The organism is Paraburkholderia hospita, from assembly GCF_002902965.1.
GTDB classification, from domain to species: domain Bacteria; phylum Pseudomonadota; class Gammaproteobacteria; order Burkholderiales; family Burkholderiaceae; genus Paraburkholderia; species Paraburkholderia hospita.
In genome coordinates this window covers 3,159,411-3,176,366 of record NZ_CP026106.1, presented here as the reverse complement: position 1 = coordinate 3,176,366, position 16,956 = coordinate 3,159,411, and the positions used below count along the sequence as shown (strand labels likewise).

Annotated in this window: 14 protein-coding genes; 9 read left to right on the top strand and 5 right to left on the bottom strand. The window is 58.9% G+C overall.

The genetic code is table 11. The features are described 5' to 3' along the window. The 5 genes from C2L64_RS32720 to C2L64_RS32695 form a co-directional block, all read right to left on the bottom strand. Entirely contained in the window at nt 1-180 is a 180-nt protein-coding gene (locus C2L64_RS32720) for a PAAR domain-containing protein (protein ID WP_238554552.1), read from the bottom strand. 91 nt (nt 181-271) lie between these two features. Continuing rightward, nucleotides 272-874 carry a hypothetical protein gene (locus C2L64_RS53500; protein ID WP_007578500.1) on the bottom strand — a complete coding sequence of 201 codons (603 nt, stop codon included), beginning with the start codon at nt 872-874 and terminating at the stop codon, nt 272-274. A gap of 14 nt (nt 875-888) precedes the next feature. After that, nucleotides 889-2,631 carry a LysM peptidoglycan-binding domain-containing protein gene (locus C2L64_RS32705; protein WP_007578501.1) on the bottom strand — a complete coding sequence of 581 codons (1,743 nt, stop codon included), beginning with the start codon at nt 2,629-2,631 and terminating at the stop codon, nt 889-891. Between the two features lie 12 nt (nt 2,632-2,643). Next, on the bottom strand, nt 2,644-3,189 hold the full coding sequence (locus C2L64_RS32700; protein ID WP_007578502.1) for a hypothetical protein: 546 nt from the start codon (nt 3,187-3,189) through the stop codon (nt 2,644-2,646). Between the two features lie 3 nt (nt 3,190-3,192). Beyond that, entirely contained in the window at nt 3,193-5,952 is a 2,760-nt protein-coding gene (locus C2L64_RS32695) for a type VI secretion system Vgr family protein (RefSeq protein WP_086909875.1), read from the bottom strand. Between the two features lie 265 nt (nt 5,953-6,217). On the opposite strand from C2L64_RS32695, the gene tssB reads away from it, so the two are divergent. The 9 genes from tssB (at nt 6,218) to C2L64_RS32650 (ending at nt 16,921) form a co-directional block, all read left to right on the top strand. Then, nucleotides 6,218-6,724, top strand: a complete 507-nt coding sequence (gene tssB / locus C2L64_RS32690; protein WP_007587806.1) for a type VI secretion system contractile sheath small subunit — start codon at nt 6,218-6,220, stop codon at nt 6,722-6,724. 30 nt (nt 6,725-6,754) lie between these two features. Beyond that, nucleotides 6,755-8,302 (top strand): type VI secretion system contractile sheath large subunit, encoded by a 1,548-nt coding sequence (tssC, locus tag C2L64_RS32685; RefSeq protein ID WP_007587805.1) that lies wholly within the window; start codon nt 6,755-6,757, stop codon nt 8,300-8,302. A 118-nt stretch (nt 8,303-8,420) separates the two neighbouring features. Further along, nucleotides 8,421-9,767 (top strand): type VI secretion system baseplate subunit TssK, encoded by a 1,347-nt coding sequence (tssK, locus tag C2L64_RS32680; protein WP_081498879.1) that lies wholly within the window; start codon nt 8,421-8,423, stop codon nt 9,765-9,767. Continuing rightward, nucleotides 9,764-10,423 (top strand): DotU family type IV/VI secretion system protein, encoded by a 660-nt coding sequence (locus C2L64_RS32675; protein ID WP_007587803.1) that lies wholly within the window; start codon nt 9,764-9,766, stop codon nt 10,421-10,423. Before tssK ends, C2L64_RS32675 begins: the two co-directional genes overlap by 4 nt. A 2-nt stretch (nt 10,424-10,425) precedes the next feature. Further along, nucleotides 10,426-12,132: an OmpA family protein gene (locus C2L64_RS32670; protein WP_100216049.1), complete on the top strand. Its 1,707-nt coding sequence runs from the start codon at nt 10,426-10,428 to the stop codon at nt 12,130-12,132. 12 nt (nt 12,133-12,144) lie between these two features. Next, complete coding sequence (locus tag C2L64_RS32665) at nt 12,145-12,630, top strand: Hcp family type VI secretion system effector (RefSeq protein ID WP_007587801.1); 486 nt, start codon at nt 12,145-12,147, stop codon at nt 12,628-12,630. A gap of 101 nt (nt 12,631-12,731) precedes the next feature. Continuing rightward, nucleotides 12,732-15,476, top strand: coding sequence for a type VI secretion system ATPase TssH (gene tssH / locus C2L64_RS32660; protein WP_007587800.1), 2,745 nt, complete (start codon nt 12,732-12,734; stop codon nt 15,474-15,476). A gap of 35 nt (nt 15,477-15,511) precedes the next feature. Next, nucleotides 15,512-15,916, top strand: a complete 405-nt coding sequence (gene tssE / locus C2L64_RS32655) for a type VI secretion system baseplate subunit TssE (protein WP_007587799.1) — start codon at nt 15,512-15,514, stop codon at nt 15,914-15,916. Nucleotides 15,917-15,985: 69 nt separating this feature from the next. Continuing rightward, complete coding sequence (locus tag C2L64_RS32650; protein WP_039901357.1) at nt 15,986-16,921, top strand: IclR family transcriptional regulator; 936 nt, start codon at nt 15,986-15,988, stop codon at nt 16,919-16,921. Nucleotides 16,922-16,956 lie beyond the last annotated feature (35 nt).

Here is a 16,956-nt window from a genome sequence, read left to right as displayed (position 1 = left end):
TCACCGACGTCCGCTACCGGGCAAAGACGAGATTAAATAACAGCCGCACTCGCAGAGATCTCCGTGGCGGGCTATCGATTTGCCATATATGCGTGCCCTTGCGGTCGCCTGGGCGATCCGATTGTTTCCATGCGTCGGGCAAAAAACGGGGTCTCCCGCGCGGGCAACCGATTTCCTCATGAATTGGCACGTAGAGGCTCCCGAAAGCACCTCGCCGCCGGAACTCAATCGATCTCCTTTTCGAACGATACCAGTCATCTCTGCGAGTCCTCTAGTCAGGGAAATTGCTCTCAGTGAAACGAGCACGCTGTCCATCGAGCTTGAACTCGTAACGTGTGACATCGAGGCTGGAATCAATGATCGATTCAAAGGTCACGGCATGACCATCAAGCTTGAAGCCTTTCGCGGAGAATTCAAGATTGCGAAGATCACCGGCGACAATCGCCGAGGAGTAGGGTGATTGATCGTCCGGGTTGTTGGTGTTTTCGATCAAATCGCGCATATTGCGATTCTGATTTCGCTCGGAAACAATTTTGCCTTCGTAAACGTAATCCAAGCCCTTGATAGTCTTTAAGTGACTTGTGTCGTCGGCGGTTAGCTTGTATTTCGAAAGCAACTTCGATAGATCCATATGTGTTGTGGATTGTGTCTGGACGCAACAAAGAATGCGAACCTTGGTGCCGGCGTCACTTATTGCGCTAAATACAGTACCTATCGCGACCGGCTTATTGGTAAAGATGAAATCAACGCGGTGCTGACTCTTTTCAATACCGTCTCCGGACGGACGGAATTGCTCCCACAGACCGACAACTGGGGGCTCGGCGTGAACCATTTCACAAGCGATCAGGATAAGCAGAACAACATATTTTTTCATGTTTTATCAATCCTTTAGTGGCCCGTGTCGGACCAGTGCATGTTTTCGCCGGAATAATAGTTCACACCGTAAGTTGCGCCGATCGCAGTCAGGTCCTTGAAGGACTTAACTTCTATCTCGTCACCCGTTGCGTCCTTTACCTTTTTGCCGGCAAAGTTTGAAATGTTAAGGTCGACAGCAGCACCGAAGTTGTGACGCGAAGTCTCAGGACGTGCGACCTTTTGCCTGCTGCTAAACGGATTAATTCCGTAGCCCGCGCACATCTCTTGTGCGGCCTTTTTTGACGCCTGGAGATCGATATCCCCTGATTCCTTGCGGTGTACCCAGTCAATGTTCACATTCGCATAAGGTTGGACCTTGTCGGGATCGATAGCACCCTTTGCAATGTTAAAGGCGCTATGCATCAAGTATGAGCGCTCGTTCGGACGCAGCGCGGCATTGATCCTGACGGAAACACCGGCACTTTTAAGGGCGTCTATGAACCCAGAAGCCTTTGATCTGAATTTTGCATTCAAAGAATCGATTGATGCGCTGCCGGGAAACTGTGCGCACCACTTTTTGCTGCTCAATTCGCGTGTCGTTGAGCTGACTACGGTTTCTGGATGACCGTTTGAGTTTCTTTGATGCGCCACGCTGTCGTTCACTGTGACGTGCGCGTCATGTCTTGTGGAGTTGGGGCGAGAATTGACGGTGGTCGAGGAGGTGTTGGTTGAGGCCGTTTTACCGGACGGAGTGCTGTGAGCCACTTTCGGCGAGGACGACAGTGTGCCTTTGCCCTTCGTCCAGTGCGTCTGGTTATCGGGCTGGGGTTCCTGCGACCGTGAGGGGCGTTCAGGCTGAGTAACCGACGGGATCTTTAAATGCTGCCGTACATAGATTCGGTCCGGGCTCGAGAGATGATTTTCGCGGACCATGGCGTCCACGGTCGTTCCATATTGAGAGGCGATACCGCCAAGTGTTTCGTGGGGACGAACGATATGAACTCGTGGGCGAGCCCGAACTTCGGTTTTATGGAGCTGTGGCCTGGCGGAAATCAGTAAATAGGGCGCTACGAAAGTATACAAATCCTTCAAGTCACTAACGATGATGTCGCCAATGTGCTCGATATCATCCCTTTCGCGAGAAAAGTAGAGACTGATGTCACCCGCTATCAGGCTAGCGTGGAGCAACGGCAATGCTCCGAACTGGTCGGTTTGCGCGATGATCGTTGTGTCAGCAGTCTTGATGTGCAGCTTCTGGTTTGGAACCGGATTGTGCGACCGGTCGAGCAGGGTCACCCGCGCGGGCTTGCCGAGCTGCTTGATGACACCGGGAACGAAGCCTTCCTGCTTTTCCATCGCAGCAGAGACAGCATCAAGCTTGTCGTTGCTGAGTGTACTGACGACGTCCGTCGGCGACACGTTGGCAGCAGACGTCACGTGATCAATATAAGCCTGTGTGTCGTTTTCCGTTGGTGGCGCATATTTGGCAATCATCCCGGCGACTGTGCTATTGCCGTAGATGCGCCTGACGACGTTCAGATGAGCTCGATGGCCTGCGGCGGCATCCGAAAATATCACGAACAGGCTTCGGGAATTGCTCGTTCTTTGTGCATACCCGATCGCATCCGGCATGACGTAGCTACCCGGCTTGGTCAGATTTCCCGGATTGTTCGTGCGCCATGCAAACGAGCCTCCGACGTAGAGGGTTTCGTTGCCGTCTTCGTCGAAGTAATGCACAGTTTTATTTTCGCGGTCGTAAGTTGCTTTAGTAAACATGGAAAATCACGCCTATCTGCGAAGGAATTCCTTATCGAGTGCGTCGCTGGCATTCAGATATGTCTCTGCGCTTATGCCGGTTCGCTCGCGCACGAACCTTGGATAATCGCGAGTGTCGCCATTAAATCGGTAAACAGTGAACGTGACTCGTGCGTTCTTGAGATATAGATCGGGCGGCTTGAGTCCAATTTTTCGCGCTTGTACGACGGACAAAGTGTCGTTCTCGCGAACCATCGCGACGGATTGCACGTTGGAGTCGGCAGATTCGATTGATCTGAAACTTTCCGCATCCCCGTCTGGGTTATCGACCAGTATCTGTTGCCAATCCTCATGCGGATCGCTAGGGACAGTAAAGCTCGTGTATGTTTCGAAGCTATGTGCATTGCCCGTCGAAACCAAAGCCTTGATTACAAGAATCTTTATGTCGTGAACTCGAACTTCGTTGCTTCCATTGGATAGTGTCAGTCGCGTCGGCAGCGTCGTGTCACCCGCGAAAGCTATTCGGGAGATAAGCAACGCAACCAGCAGGACACGTCCCGATCGAATTTTTGCTGACATGGCTCAGTCCTCCGCAGCAGAGATAGCACCCATAACTTCGGGATCGTTGTTGAGGAGATGTCTTAGAACGAAATGACGGTGTTCGTCGTCCGCATCGGGCGCAGTGCGGCTTGATGCGCCGTTCGGATTTGCTCGTAATGGCATTCCCGGATTTTCGAAATCACTAACGTCGGATGCTTCGGACGTTTCGTGATCTGTGTCAGGAGAGAAATCAAATGACGGATGAAGATCGCACCCGCATCCGTGATCGCTGTCTTCATGAGCGACCTGAAGCCACTTGTCCTTGTGACCGATCAGAACGGTCAGTGGATCGTTGTTCTTATGGAACACTCTGGATGTCCTTCCGTATTCATCCAAGCTGCCTTTGGCGAGAGCAGTGCCGTCATCGGCGATAAACTGGTAGGGAATATCGGATCCTTGACCGAACCACTCGTCAAGTTGTTTGTCGAGAATTACACGTGAGCTGAACGCCGCAGGTATTGAACCAGGCCAGATGCGTTCCGACTGCGGGAGGCTTGCTGGACCCTCCCATGAGAAGTTTCCGCACTTGAGCGTGATATCTCCGGGACAACCTAGTTCGATACTGCCAGCGTGGAGCTTGATATAGGCGCCCCCACTTGTCAGCGTGATGCCCTTCTTCGCGTCTACAGTGGTCTTACCGTCGTTGCTCTGAATGTCGATATCGTCTCTCGACCCGAGGATCAATTTGCCGTGTTGGGCTTGACCTAATATGTCTCCATTGGACGCTACGAACTTCATTCCGCTCTCCTGCGCGAACAGACAGACCGCATTGGCTGCCGTGACTTGCGCATTCTGCATAGCAAAGATGTTGACGTTTGCTCCTGTAACAAGAGTGAGGTCATCGTTGGAGCTTGCGACGAGTTGCTGGCCGCTTGTCAGTGCGATGCCCGCGGGCGCACTTGCCAGGAGCACGGACGCTTTCAGACCGCGTACTCGTTCTTCCAGCATGTGCTGTTGCTTGGTAACGTCGGTAAGCAGCGCTTGGGCCGCTTGTGCGGACTTCGCCAACGTCCGGAGTTCCACAATCGCTTCCTCCAGTTGTGACATGGCAGTCTCCATATCAAGCTGCTGCCCACCCGCCCCCGGCTGATCATCCGCCGATATAAACAACCCCTTCCCACCCCGGATCGCCCCATACCCGGACGTCCGCAGCTCAAACCCTTCCCCCCGCTTCTGCTTCTTCGCATCGACCAGATGCCCGAGATTGAGCTGGCTCTTCCCCGAATGCTCAGTGGACAGCTTGATGCCTTCCTGCCCCTCCCAATCCTCCATCCGCAGCTTGTTATTCGACTGCGTACGGATGACATTGCGCGAGAGCCAACGATCATCGCTGGTAACGTGATCGACCGCCTGGCTATGGTGATGAAACGCCGCGATATACGGCTTATCAGGATCCCCGTCGCGAAACTCGACAACGGCCTCCGTCCCATCCAGCGCAGGAAAGTGGAACCCTGTCTGCAGCGCGCCTGCAAACGGCTTTGCGAGGCGCAGCGGCACACTTTCCCCGCCCGGATTCCATGCATCGAAATCCAGGTCGAAACGGACGACGTAATAGCCTTGCTGCGTCAGATACGCATATTTGTATTTACCGGGCGAAGTGACGCGGGCGCTGAGTGAGCCGGTGACACGAGGCCACGCGTCTTCATCGAGCCTGAGCCGGACTCGTCGTCCAGAAGGAATCGCCTTGAAGGAATTGGTGTAAGCCTCATCGCGCGCGCCGCGATGCCTTACTTCAACGATAACCTGACCGTCAGGCGCATCGGCGAGCGGCGCATCGACATGCAGGATGCGCGCGGGTTGCAGCGCGAGGACGTTGCTCTCGCCCTCGTACAAAATCTGCCATGCAATCGCCGCTTCATGACGCAACTGCGCTTCCCACCGCGCGCCGTCGGCATCCAGATGACTCGTGCCATAAATATACGGCTTGCCATAGGTTGTCGCGTCCTCGCTTGCGACATTGGCGTCGGCCTTGAACCGCTCCCACGCCTTATCCGGGTTGTAGTCAGCAACCGTATAGCCCTGCGCAACGCTATGGGCATGCGTGCTCAGACCATAGACGGTCTCCACACCGGCTTCCAGCCCGGCCGTCTCGCGATAAGGCACATTGAGGCGGGGCTGATAGACATAGTGATCAATATCATCTGAGAAATACACCACATCACCGTGCTCGTCCTCCGCAATGCGACACCAGATACCTTCCTTCTGCATGAGCATCTGCACATAAGCCAGATCGCTGACCTGATACTGCATTCTGAAAGCATGCTGCGGATATTGACGACGTAACCGGAAGCGAAACTGATGTCCCTGGAAACCGTGCTTTCGCAGCACGGCCTCAATGATCTCGGGTGCAGTCTGATGCTGGTAGACGCGGCTCGCGCGGACCGAGGCGAGGCGCGAAAGATGCGCCTCGACGACGATCTCATAGCTCGTGAAGTCTTTCGTGGTCTTCAGCTTCGAGAAGCGGGTGATCCAGCCGGAGAACTTGCGAGGCTGCGCGTCGGCGGGAACGATCGAGAATGTCGCCTCCTTGCCGAGGTAGTCAGACCGGGCGAGCTGGTCCGGATGCGTCAATGTGAGGGTAATGCGGTAAGGCTCGCCGATGCGCTCGACGGCTTCGAACGCAACCACGGACAACTGGTTTGCGTTTCCGGCGCCCAATACATCCAGGAAATAGGCTTGTCTGCCCGTCACGAGTCTTGATTCCGATTGAGAAAGAGTCGTGTATTTCTGGATGTCGGACATTCCTTACCCTTTATGTGGTACGTAATCCTACGCAAGACAGATTAAAGGAGGCGAGATACAAACACCTGTTTGGGCCGCACAAGATAAACGTTCGAAGTCTTATTATGAAGTGGCCTTTTGATCGTTTTCTGAGGTTGCGCAATTTTTACAAAATTTGACCCAAACCTAAGTGAATTTCACTGATGCTTTAGGTCGCGTCGTGTTAAAAATCTGTCTTATAAGACACGGAATCCTAACTAAGACAAAAAACATCAAGGACACAGACATGGCTGAAAGTTTTCAAAACGAGGTGCCCAAGGCACGGATCAACCTTAAGCTCGATCTGCATACAGGCGGTGCCCAGAAGAAGGTCGAATTGCCGCTCAAGCTGCTCGTGATGGGCGACTACAGCAACGGTCAGGACAACCGGTCTCTCGCAGAACGCGAAAAGGTCAACGTCAACAAGAACAATTTCGATGCCGTCCTTTCGGACTACGCGCCCAAGGCTCGTATTGCCGTCGAGAACACGCTAGCGGAAGATGGTTCGGAGTTACCCGTCGACCTGGAATTTCGCTCGATGGACGACTTCAAGCCCGAAAACGTCGCGAGCAAGGTGCCCGAGTTGCGCGCGCTGATGTCGGCGCGCAATCTGCTTCGAGATCTGAAATCCAATCTGCTCGACAACGCCACTTTCCGCCGCGAACTCGAACGCATCCTGAAAGACCCCGCACTGTCCGATCGCCTGCGCGACGATCTGTCGAAGATCGGCGCGTCCAGTTCCCCGGCGGCCTAAAGTCCGCTTATCCAAAAGAACAGAACTATCATGGCAAAGAACGAAACACGTATTCACGAGACGGCCGGGGCAGATACGGTGGTGTTGGACGCGCCGGGCAAGAGCGTTTATGAATCGCTGTGCGAGAAGATCAACCTGAAGCCCGTCACGGCGGCCCGGCCGCCCGATTCGTTCCAGAGCGCGGACGCGTTGTCGGAGTCGTCGCTGGACGAACGTGTCGCCCAGGCGATGAACGTGTTCCTGAAGATGATCGCGGACTCGTCGCAGCAGGTCGACCGTCTCGACCGCAGCCTGCTCGATTTTCATATCGAGCATCTCGATCAGAAGATCGGCCGTCAGCTCGACGCGATCATGCACAACGAGACGTTCCAGCAAATCGAATCGGCGTGGCGTGGTCTCAAGTTCCTCGTCGATCGTACCGATTTCCGCAAGAACGTGAAGATCGAAGTGCTGGACGTGTCCAAAGACGCACTGCGCCAGGATTTCGAAGACACGCCTGAGGTCATCCAGAGCGGCCTTTATCTTCACACGTACATCCAGGAGTACGATACGCCGGGTGGCGAGCCGATCGGCTCGATCATCTCGAACTACGAGTTCGACCGTGGCCCGCAGGACATTGCGTTGCTGCGCAATATCGCAAAGGTGTCGGCCGCCGCGCATATGCCGTTCATCGGCTCAGTCTCGCCGAAGTTCTTCGGCAAGGAAACGATGGAAGAAGTCGCGAGCATCCGCGACATCGGCAATTACTTCGATCGCGCTGAATACCTGAAGTGGAAGAGTTTCCGAGAATCGGACGACGCTCGCTATATCGGGCTCACGTTGCCGCGCTTCCTTGCGCGTCTGCCATACGGTCCGGACACCGTTCCCGTGCGAGCCTTCAACTATACGGAATCGGTCAAAGGTCCCGACCATAACCGTTACCTGTGGGCCAATGCGTCGTTCGCCTTCGCGGCGAACATGGTGAAGAGCTTCATCAAGAACGGCTGGTGCGTGCAGATTCGCGGTCCCCAGGCAGGCGGAATGGTAGAAGATCTGCCCATCCATTTATACGATCTGGGCACTGGCAATCAGGCGAAGATCCCGAGCGAAGTACTGATTCCCGAAACGCGTGAATTCGAGTTTGCCAACCTTGGCTTCATTCCGCTGTCGTACTACAAGAATCACGATTTCGCATGCTTCTTCTCGGCTCACTCCACTCAGAAGCCGACGGTTTTCGATACGAAAGAAGCAACCGCGAATAGTCGCGTGAATGCACGCCTGCCGTACATTTTCCTTCTGTCGCGTATTGCGCACTATCTGAAGCTGATCCAGCGCGAGAACATCGGTACGACGAAGGACCGCCGTCTGCTCGAACTCGAACTGAACACCTGGGTCAAATCTCTGGTAACCGAGATGACCGATCCGGGCGACGATCTGCAGGCGTCGCATCCGCTGCGCGAAGCTCAGGTGACGGTCGAAGACATCGAGGACAACCCCGGTTTCTTCCGCGTGAAGCTGTTCATCGTTCCGCACTTCCAGATCGAGGGCATGGATATCAACCTGTCGCTCGTTTCGCAGATGCCCAAGGCGAAGAACTGATCACGCTGCTTCAGATAGCGAAGACTGCACGGCGGCAGAGAGCCGCTGTGCAACCCCGTCGTTTTGCAAGGTGCGGCACTGCGAACCAGTACTGCGCTTCGCGCAATAGCCAGGCATGATGAAGATTACGAAGCCGCTGTGGGCGCAGGGGATTTTCATGACCCCGCAGCACTTTCAACAGCAAACGATGTGGGACCGGTTTGCTGACGAGCGCGTAGCGCGCATCGCCAGTCCCGACCCGTGGGGCGTCAATCGCGTCGCATTCGACACGCACGCGCTTTCGATCAACCGGTTGCAACTCGCGTCGCTTACGGTGCGGCTGCAGGATGGAACGTATGTCGATTCGGAAACGTCGGATCGACTGCCGCCGGCGCGCGATCTTGCCGAAGTGCCAGCACAACTGGACGCAGCTACCGTATTGGTCGGCCTGCCGCTGATCGATGCGCAAGGCAGCAACTGCATCGAGGACGGTGAGCGTCCCGCTCGTCCGCGGCGCTTTCTGCGCGAGTACTTGCAGGTCGCTGACATCAACGGTGATGGAAAGGAAGAGATCAGCGTCGAGCGGCATGCGCTCGCATTGCTGTTCGATTTCGAGCAAAGCGGGGATTACGTGACCTGTCCGATTGGTCGGGTCGTGCGGAACGCGCAGGGGCGCTTCGAGTTCGACACGTCGTTCGTTCCGCCTTGCCTCACGTTGTCCGCGAACGAGCAACTGCTTGGACGGATGAACCGGATATCGGAAATCCTGCTTGCAAAGAGCGCGAGCCTTGCAGTGCGGCGTCGCGAGCGTTCGGATCAGATTGCCGATTACGCGGTGGCGGACGTATCGCTTTTCTGGCTGCTGCATAGCGTCAATACGACGTGGCCGGATCTCGCGCGTCTATGCCAGGCGCCTGACCAGCATCCCGAGCGCTTGTACGCGGTGCTCGCGCGCCTGGCTGGCTCGCTGCTGACGTTCTCGACGTCGGAGTCGTTGCAGGCCATTCCCGCCTACGATCATCGCGCGCCGGAGCCGGTATTTGCCGAACTGGAGTCACTGATCCGGACGCTGCTCGACACCGTCATCCCGTCGCGCGTCGTGCCTGTCGTGCTCGAACGCATCAAGCCGACGGTGTGGGTAGGTCGCTTCAACGATGAGCGGCTGGTCGAGGGCGCCGATTACTACCTGTCTGTGCAGGCGGGCTTGCCCGCACATCAATTGCTCGATCAGGTGCCGCGCTTGTGCAAGGCTGGCGCGCCGGATGAGGTTGAGCAGATCGTCAATTCGGCCTTGCCCGGCATTCCGCTGCGCACGATGTCGCGTCTGCCCGCAGCCATTCCCGTGCGCATCGAGAACCAGTACTTCGCGCTCGACGGCTCGCATCCGGCGTTTGCCAGGATGCTCGCCGCGCGTGCGTGCCAGTTCTACATTCCGGCTTCGATCCCGGATGTATCGCTTGAGCTCTACGCGGTGCTGCCGACATGACGAACATTTCCGCTGTACTGCCTGTCGCGTTGCGCGACACGGCCTTGCTTGTCGCTGGCCTGAAGGAGGATGGCGCGCCGCAGGTGTACAAGAAGTTTCGCGACACGTGTCAGGACCAGGTCAGGCGTATGCGCGAACAGATGGCCGCCGCGGGACATCCCGCCGACGTCGTCGAAGACGCAGCTTACGCGCAATGCGCGTTGCTGGACGAAGCCGCGTTGAGCCATTTGAACGGTTCCGACCGGGACAACTGGGAGCACGAACCGTTGCAGGTCGAAGAGTTTCGCAGCCATGACGCGGGAGACGAGCTCATTCGCCGGATCGAGCTACGGCTTTCCGAACGACAGCCGTCGCTGATGTTGCTCGCCATTTTCAATGCGGTGTTGAGTCTCGGATTCCACGGCCGGTTCGCACTTGACGGCGGCGAAGCACGCTTCTCGCTGATGCGGTCAATCGACGAGCGGCTCGAGCGAGGCGGCTGGCGGCGTGCCGATCCATCCACGACGACCGTCATCACGACGGCGCCCTGGTCGCGCCCCTGGTATCACCGCATGAATGCGCTCGGGTGGGTGGTGGCGGCTTGCGTCGCGTCGGGGGTGGTGTATCTGATGCTCGATCGCTGGCTGTCCGCTGCGATCGACAATCTCGCGCATTGATGATGGTGTCCGTGTCCGGTTATCCCTGGCGATCCGCCTTCGTCTGGATTGCGATCCTCGCGTTGGCGTGGTTGGCATTGTTCTCACCGTTGACACCCGGCTGGAACGGGTCGTGCGCCGCGCTCGTATTGCTGGCGGCATTGGTTTGCATCGCGACCGCAACCCGCCGCATGCGGGCACGGCGCGCATCGACACAGCACGTCCTGCGCTCTATCGATGCAGCGCTCGCATCGTTGCCCGCGGACCTCAAACGCAATACGCCGCTCGTGCTGACGGTTGGCGAACCGGGCAGCGTGCTCTCGCGTGTCTTCGACAAAAACGCTGTCATCGTCACGGATACGGCGATATGGGTGCGTCATGATGATCCGTCGAAGCTGATGCACCTCGCGGATGCCCTGAAGCGCTGGCGCGGCGGCCAAGGTCCCGACGCCGTCGCCTGGCTGATGACGACCGACGACCCGGCGAGCGCCGTCGCCTTACAGGCGACCCTCAAGCGCTGGCGAGTCGCGATCAACGAAGCGAGCCGCGCGCTGGGATACAGGTTGCCCGTATGCATCGCGATGTACGCGACGGAAACCCGCGACAGGCCGCTTGATTGCCCTTGGTTCGGCGTTACCGCTCCGGCTCCGTTGGACTTGCCCGCGACGTCCAGGCAGCTTTCGGCGTCGCTTGGCGCCTTCGCCGAAAGGGCGATGCCGGAGGACCGCCAGCCGCGAGCGTTCACTGCGACACAACTGGACGCACTCGCACGTTGGGCTTTCGAAGTTGTTTTGCCACCGCTGCTGGACACGCAACGCGGCATGCAGGCTTCGACGCTGAACGCTTTCGGCGTGACGGCTGTAGCTGGCCCGATGTTTCCCGATTCGCTGTACGGACAGTTCGTCGCCGCAACGACGGCGCTCGATCTGCCTGCCGCCGCAGGCATTACGCAGCGCTATCCATTGCCGATGCCGCTGATTCGTGGCATTGCGCCACAGCCCGTTCGGCGCGCTTTGCCTGTCGCGCTCGCTCATGCGTTCGCGTGGCTTTCCGTATGGTTCTGCGCGGCTGCGGCGGCTTCCGCGTGGCAGAACCGCGCGCTCGTTTCCGGCGTGCTGGCTCATATGGCGCGCTACGAGGCCATACCGCCGGCACAGGACGCCGCGCGCGTGGACGCGCTCACGGCGCTCAAGCGCGATCGCGACCAGTTGGAGCAATACGCGACCGCAGGCGTGCCGCCGCGGCTCGGTCTCGGGTTGTATCGCGGCGCGCCGTTGCTGCCCGTCGTCAATCGACTGATTGCCGGTTATCAGCCGCCTACCCCCGCGCCGTCGACGATCGAACTCGACAGTATGTCGCTCTTCGACAGTGGCAGTTCGAAGCTCAAGTCCGGCTCAAACCGCGCGTTGATCGGCGCGCTCGAAATGATCAAGGCGCACCCGGACAAGCGGGTGTTGATTGCCGGCCACACGGATTCCGTCGGTAGCACGGGCAGCAACCTGGCGTTGTCCGAGGCCCGGGCCGCCGCCGTCCGCGACTGGCTCGCGGATGCGTCCGGCCTGTCCGTCACGCGCTTCGCGATACAGGGTTACGGCGACACGCGTCCCAAAGTGTCGAATGACGGTGAGGCAGGACGCGCCGCGAACAGGCGCGTCGAGATCACTCTAGTACCCGACTGCCGTGTCGATCGCGGCGACGGTTTTACCCATGGCCATCCGGCCTGCTCATAAGGAGAAGAAAAAATGGCAATTCCCGCATATATGTGGCTCAAGGATGATGGCGGCGCCGACATCAAGGGCTCGGTCACCGTTCACGATCGCGAAGGCAGCGTGGAAGTGGTCCGGTTCGATCACGGCATCCATATTCCGACCGACGGCAACACCGGCAAGCTGACAGGCACGCGTGTGCACGCGCCGATCACTTTCACGAAGGAAACCGACGCGTCGACGCCGTATCTGTACAAGGCCGTGACCAGCGGGCAGACCCTGAAGTCGGTCGAGATCAAGTGGTACAAGATCGACGACGCGGGCAAGGAGAAGGAATACTTCAACACCAAGCTCGACAACGTGAAGGTCGTGGCCGTGCGTCCGAAGATGCTCGACATCAAGATCCCCGAATTCGAGAAGCACAACCATCTCGAAGAAATCGAACTGCGCTACGAAAAGATCACGTGGTCGTACAAGGATGGCAACATCATCCACGGCGATACGTGGAACGAGCGTTCGTAAGCGTTCGAGCATGACGGTCCTGTCTGGCGACGCGCCTGAGGGATCGTCATCGTCTCCGGTCCGCTTGCGCGGACCGGCCTGTGCCCCGTCTTTCTTCTGCCATGATCGCCCGAGATTTCTCCCTGTTCCTGCGCCGCCTGAACGAGCATTGCGCACATGCCCTCGCCGACGCGGCGAGCCTGTGCGAAACCCGCGCCCATCGCGATATCGAGGTCGAGCATTGGCTCATCAAGCTGCTTGAACTCGGAGACGGAGACCTCGTGGCGCTCATGCGGCGCTATGAACTGGACGTCGACGCAATCTGGAACGGCTTGCTGGGCGCGATCGACCGGCTGCCGCATGAGTTGCGCGGCAAGCCTGGGCTGTCGAACCGCCTTGGACAGTTGCTCGAAGCGGCGTGGATGCGGGCTTCGCTGGACTCGCCTGGAACGGGCACCACCGTCATTCGCTCGGCGCATCTACTGGCCGCACTAGCCGATGTGCCATCGCTGCTTCGCGCGCCGGATGCGTGGGCATTGCTGTCGATATCGCCTGCGCAGATCGAGCGCGTGATGCCGGAACTCGACCGGATTTCTATCGAAGCGCCGCGCGGCGACTCGAACGCGGCTACGCAGTCACAGACCGAAGCGGCGCCGGACACGGTCGCAAGACACGGAAGCGCTCACGCATCAGGCAGCCAGCACTCGAACGACGCGCTTTCGCGCTTCACCATCGATATCACACAGAAGGCGCGAGAAGGGCGCATCGACCCGGTGTTCGGCCGAGACGTCGAGATTCGTCAGATGGTCGATATTCTTGCGCGACGGCGCAAGAACAATCCGATTCTGGTGGGCGACCCCGGGGTCGGCAAGACGGCGCTGGTGGAAGGTCTGTCATTGAAAATCGCGCAAGGCGATGTCCCTCTGGCAATTCGCGACGTCAGCGTGCTGACGCTCGACCTGGGTCTGCTGCAGGCGGGCGCGGGCGTGAAGGGCGAATTCGAGCAGCGCCTGAAAAACGTCATCGAGGCCGTGCAGCAATCGCCTGTGCCGATTCTGCTGTTCATCGACGAAGCCCATACGCTGATCGGAGCGGGCAATTCCGCCGGCGGCGCGGACGCTGCGAATCTGCTCAAGCCGGCACTCGCGCGCGGCGAGTTGCGTACGATCGCTGCGACCACATGGTCGGAGTACAAGCAGTATTTCGAGCGCGATGCCGCACTGGAGCGGCGTTTTCAGATGGTCAAGGTCGACGAGCCCGACGACGACAATGCCTGTCTGATGTTGCGTGGGTTGAAAGAGCGTTACGCACAACATCATCGCGTGCATATCACCGACTCGGCCGTGGCGTCCGCCGTGAAGCTGTCGCGTCGATATCTGACGGGGCGCCAGTTGCCGGACAAGGCCGTCGATATTCTCGATACGGCCGCCGCCCGGGTGCGCATGAGCTGCGAGGCGACGCCTTTGGCCATTTCCACGCGCGAGGCAGAGAAAGCGTCGCTCGAAGTCGAGCGCCATGCATTGATCGAGGATCAGGCGGCGGCATCCGCGGATGTAAGCGAGCGCGTGAATGCCATCGACAAGCGGCTTGATGAACTACGCATCGGTTTGCACGAGCTGGAATCCGCCTTCGCCGCGCAAAAGGAAGCGGCGGCGCGGGTCGTCGAATTGCGCGAGCAATGGCGGGCGACACCTGACGAAGCAGCGCGCGGCAGGCTGCAGCAGTCCATCCGCGAGGCCCATGCGGCACTGACGCGGCACGGCGACGAGTTGCTGGTTCACGCGGAAGTCGACGAAGCTGCGATCGCGTCCGTAATCGCCGACTGGACAGGCGTGCCCGTCGGCAGTCTGCTCGAAGACGAACTCGCGACGCTGGTCGAACTCGAAACGCGGCTCGCGCGCGTCGTCGTCGGTCAGGACGACGCGCTCGCCGCACTTGGCAAGAGCCTGCGCACAGCGAAAGCGGGACTCAAGTCCGAAGAGGCGCCGCTTGGCGTATTCCTGCTGGTGGGGCCGTCGGGCGTCGGCAAGACGGAGACGGCGCGCGCGCTGGCCGATCTGATGTTCGGCGGCGAACGCGCGCTCATCACGATCAATCTCTCCGAGTATCAGGAAGCGCATACCGTATCGCAACTCAAAGGCTCGCCGCCTGGCTATGTCGGCTACGGCCAGGGCGGGGTGCTGACAGAAGCAGTGCGTCAGCGACCGTACAGCGTGATCTTGCTGGATGAGGTCGAGAAGGCGCATCGGGATGTGTTGAATCTGTTTTATCAGGTGTTCGACCGTGGCTTCATGCGCGACGGCGAAGGCCGCATCATCGACTTCCGCAACACGGTGATTCTGATGACGTCGAACCTGGCCAGCGAGCAGATCGTGACCGCGATCGACACTGCAAATGAAGCCACGAGCCAAGCTGCACCGGACACTGCTCCTGACCGTGTGCCTCTCAGCGACGCGCTGTTGATGGAGCGTGTCCGTCCCGTGCTGGTCGAGCACTTTCAACCGGCTTTGCTCGCGCGGTTTCAATCGGTGATCTATCGGCCGCTTTCGATTGCAGCGCTTGGGACGATCGTACGCATGAAGCTCGATAAGGTCGCGCACCGGATCGCGAAGCGTTTCGAAGTCGCGCTGATCTGCGACGACACGCTGATCGATGAAGTTGTCCGAGCCTGCCAGACGCCGGACTCAGGCGCACGGAATATCGACAGCTTGCTCGATCAACAGATTCTGCCCGTGCTGTCGCGTGAGTTGCTGGTGCGCTCGGCGAAAGGCAAGTTGCCGGCCACAATACGGTTGTCGGTGAGCGAGACGGAAGGCGTGATTGTCGATTTCGAAGAAGCGTTGCTTCTCGATGAGGCCGCCGCGTGAACGGAGGCGGCGGAGGCGGTCCCGGACTCTTCGAAATGGTGACCGGGCACTTTGCGAACGGCGCGGCCGTCGACGAGTTCGACGCCCAGACACAGACGTTTCTGTCCGTGCAGGACAACATACATCGCATTCTGAATAGTCGCCGCGACGGACTCGTGCATCTGCCGGACTATGGCCTCGCGGATCTGTCGGAGATTTACCGGCATTTGCCGGCGTCGGCGCACAAACTCCGCCGCGAGATCGAGGTGACGCTGCTCAAATATGAACCGCGTCTGGCACGCATCGATATCACGATCGAAGAGACGGAGGCTGGGATGCTGCTGAGTTTCACGATGTCGTGCCAACTTCACAAGCAAGGGCTCGTGCGATTCGGCACACACTTCACGCCGGACGGACGTACCCGGCTGAAGATGTTGAACCAGGATATCGACCGGTATTGACTCGCGCCGCCCCACCCACCCCTTCGCGCTATCATCTCTATCTTCCACGGTTCAACGACACAGCCGGACATGGCAAGAGAAAACACGACAGGAGTGGGACACCGGGCTGCGGGACCGCAGGCGGCGCGCGCATCGGCCGACGAGGACACCGCGCGCAGCACGGAAATCGCGGAATCCGCCGAAGAGGAAGCCGGCGGCGGCTCGACGTATCTCGTCCCCGGCCTCGAACGCGGCTTGCGCATTCTTGCCGAGTTCTCGGCACGCGAACCGGTGCTCGGCGCGCCCGAGCTGTCGAAGCGCATCGGCATTCCGCGCACGACTACATTCCGTCTGCTGCAAACGCTCGAAGCACTCGGTTTTCTCGAACGCGCGAATGGCGACCGGCATTTTCGTCTCGGCGTCGCGGTGCTGCGCCTTGGCTTCGAGTATCTGAGTTCGCTGGAATTGACCGACTTCGGTACGCCGATCCTCGAACGGCTGCGCGATCAAACCGGCTTGAGCACGCATCTGCTGATACGCGACGAACGCGATGTCGTGTTCGTCGCGAAGGCGCAGACGCATGATCCGATGTTCAGTTCGGTGAAGGTGCATGTCGGCACGCGGCTCCCCGCGCACGCGACCGTCCACGGCCAGGTGCTGATGGGCGATCTGTCGCTGATGCAGTTGCGCCAGCTTTATCCCGAGCAGCAACTCGAACGCTTCACCGACCGCACGCCCGCCACCGTCGACGAACTGTACGAACGAATCCACGAAACGGCCTCGCAGGGCTATGCGATCAGCGAGGCATCGTTCGAGCGCGGGATATCCGTGGTCAGCGCGCCCGTGCGCGATCAGACAGGCAAGATCGTCGCGGCGATGACGACGACAGTGCCGCGTTCCGACATCGGTGACGATGATCGCGCGCCGCTCGTCGCGAAGGTGTGCGGCGCGGCGCTCGATCTGTCGGCGCGTCTGAACTATCGTCCGTCCGCCGACGATCCGACGCTCGCGCAAACGCGTCGCTAGAAGCGGCCTCGCTCTCGCGTCGCAATAGCGCGGCA

Coding starts and splice junctions, on each gene's coding strand:
- C2L64_RS32720 (WP_238554552.1), bottom strand. CDS start 180: ATGAGGAAATCGGTTGCCCGCGCGGGAGACCCCGTTTTTTGCCCGACG.
- C2L64_RS53500 (WP_007578500.1), bottom strand. CDS start 874: ATGAAAAAATATGTTGTTCTGCTTATCCTGATCGCTTGTGAAATGGTT.
- C2L64_RS32705 (WP_007578501.1), bottom strand. CDS start 2,631: ATGTTTACTAAAGCAACTTACGACCGCGAAAATAAAACTGTGCATTAC.
- C2L64_RS32700 (WP_007578502.1), bottom strand. CDS start 3,189: ATGTCAGCAAAAATTCGATCGGGACGTGTCCTGCTGGTTGCGTTGCTT.
- C2L64_RS32695 (WP_086909875.1), bottom strand. CDS start 5,952: ATGTCCGACATCCAGAAATACACGACTCTTTCTCAATCGGAATCAAGA.
- tssB (WP_007587806.1), top strand. CDS start 6,218: ATGGCTGAAAGTTTTCAAAACGAGGTGCCCAAGGCACGGATCAACCTT.
- tssC (WP_007587805.1), top strand. CDS start 6,755: ATGGCAAAGAACGAAACACGTATTCACGAGACGGCCGGGGCAGATACG.
- tssK (WP_081498879.1), top strand. CDS start 8,421: ATGAAGATTACGAAGCCGCTGTGGGCGCAGGGGATTTTCATGACCCCG.
- C2L64_RS32675 (WP_007587803.1), top strand. CDS start 9,764: ATGACGAACATTTCCGCTGTACTGCCTGTCGCGTTGCGCGACACGGCC.
- C2L64_RS32670 (WP_100216049.1), top strand. CDS start 10,426: ATGGTGTCCGTGTCCGGTTATCCCTGGCGATCCGCCTTCGTCTGGATT.
- C2L64_RS32665 (WP_007587801.1), top strand. CDS start 12,145: ATGGCAATTCCCGCATATATGTGGCTCAAGGATGATGGCGGCGCCGAC.
- tssH (WP_007587800.1), top strand. CDS start 12,732: ATGATCGCCCGAGATTTCTCCCTGTTCCTGCGCCGCCTGAACGAGCAT.
- tssE (WP_007587799.1), top strand. CDS start 15,512: ATGGTGACCGGGCACTTTGCGAACGGCGCGGCCGTCGACGAGTTCGAC.
- C2L64_RS32650 (WP_039901357.1), top strand. CDS start 15,986: ATGGCAAGAGAAAACACGACAGGAGTGGGACACCGGGCTGCGGGACCG.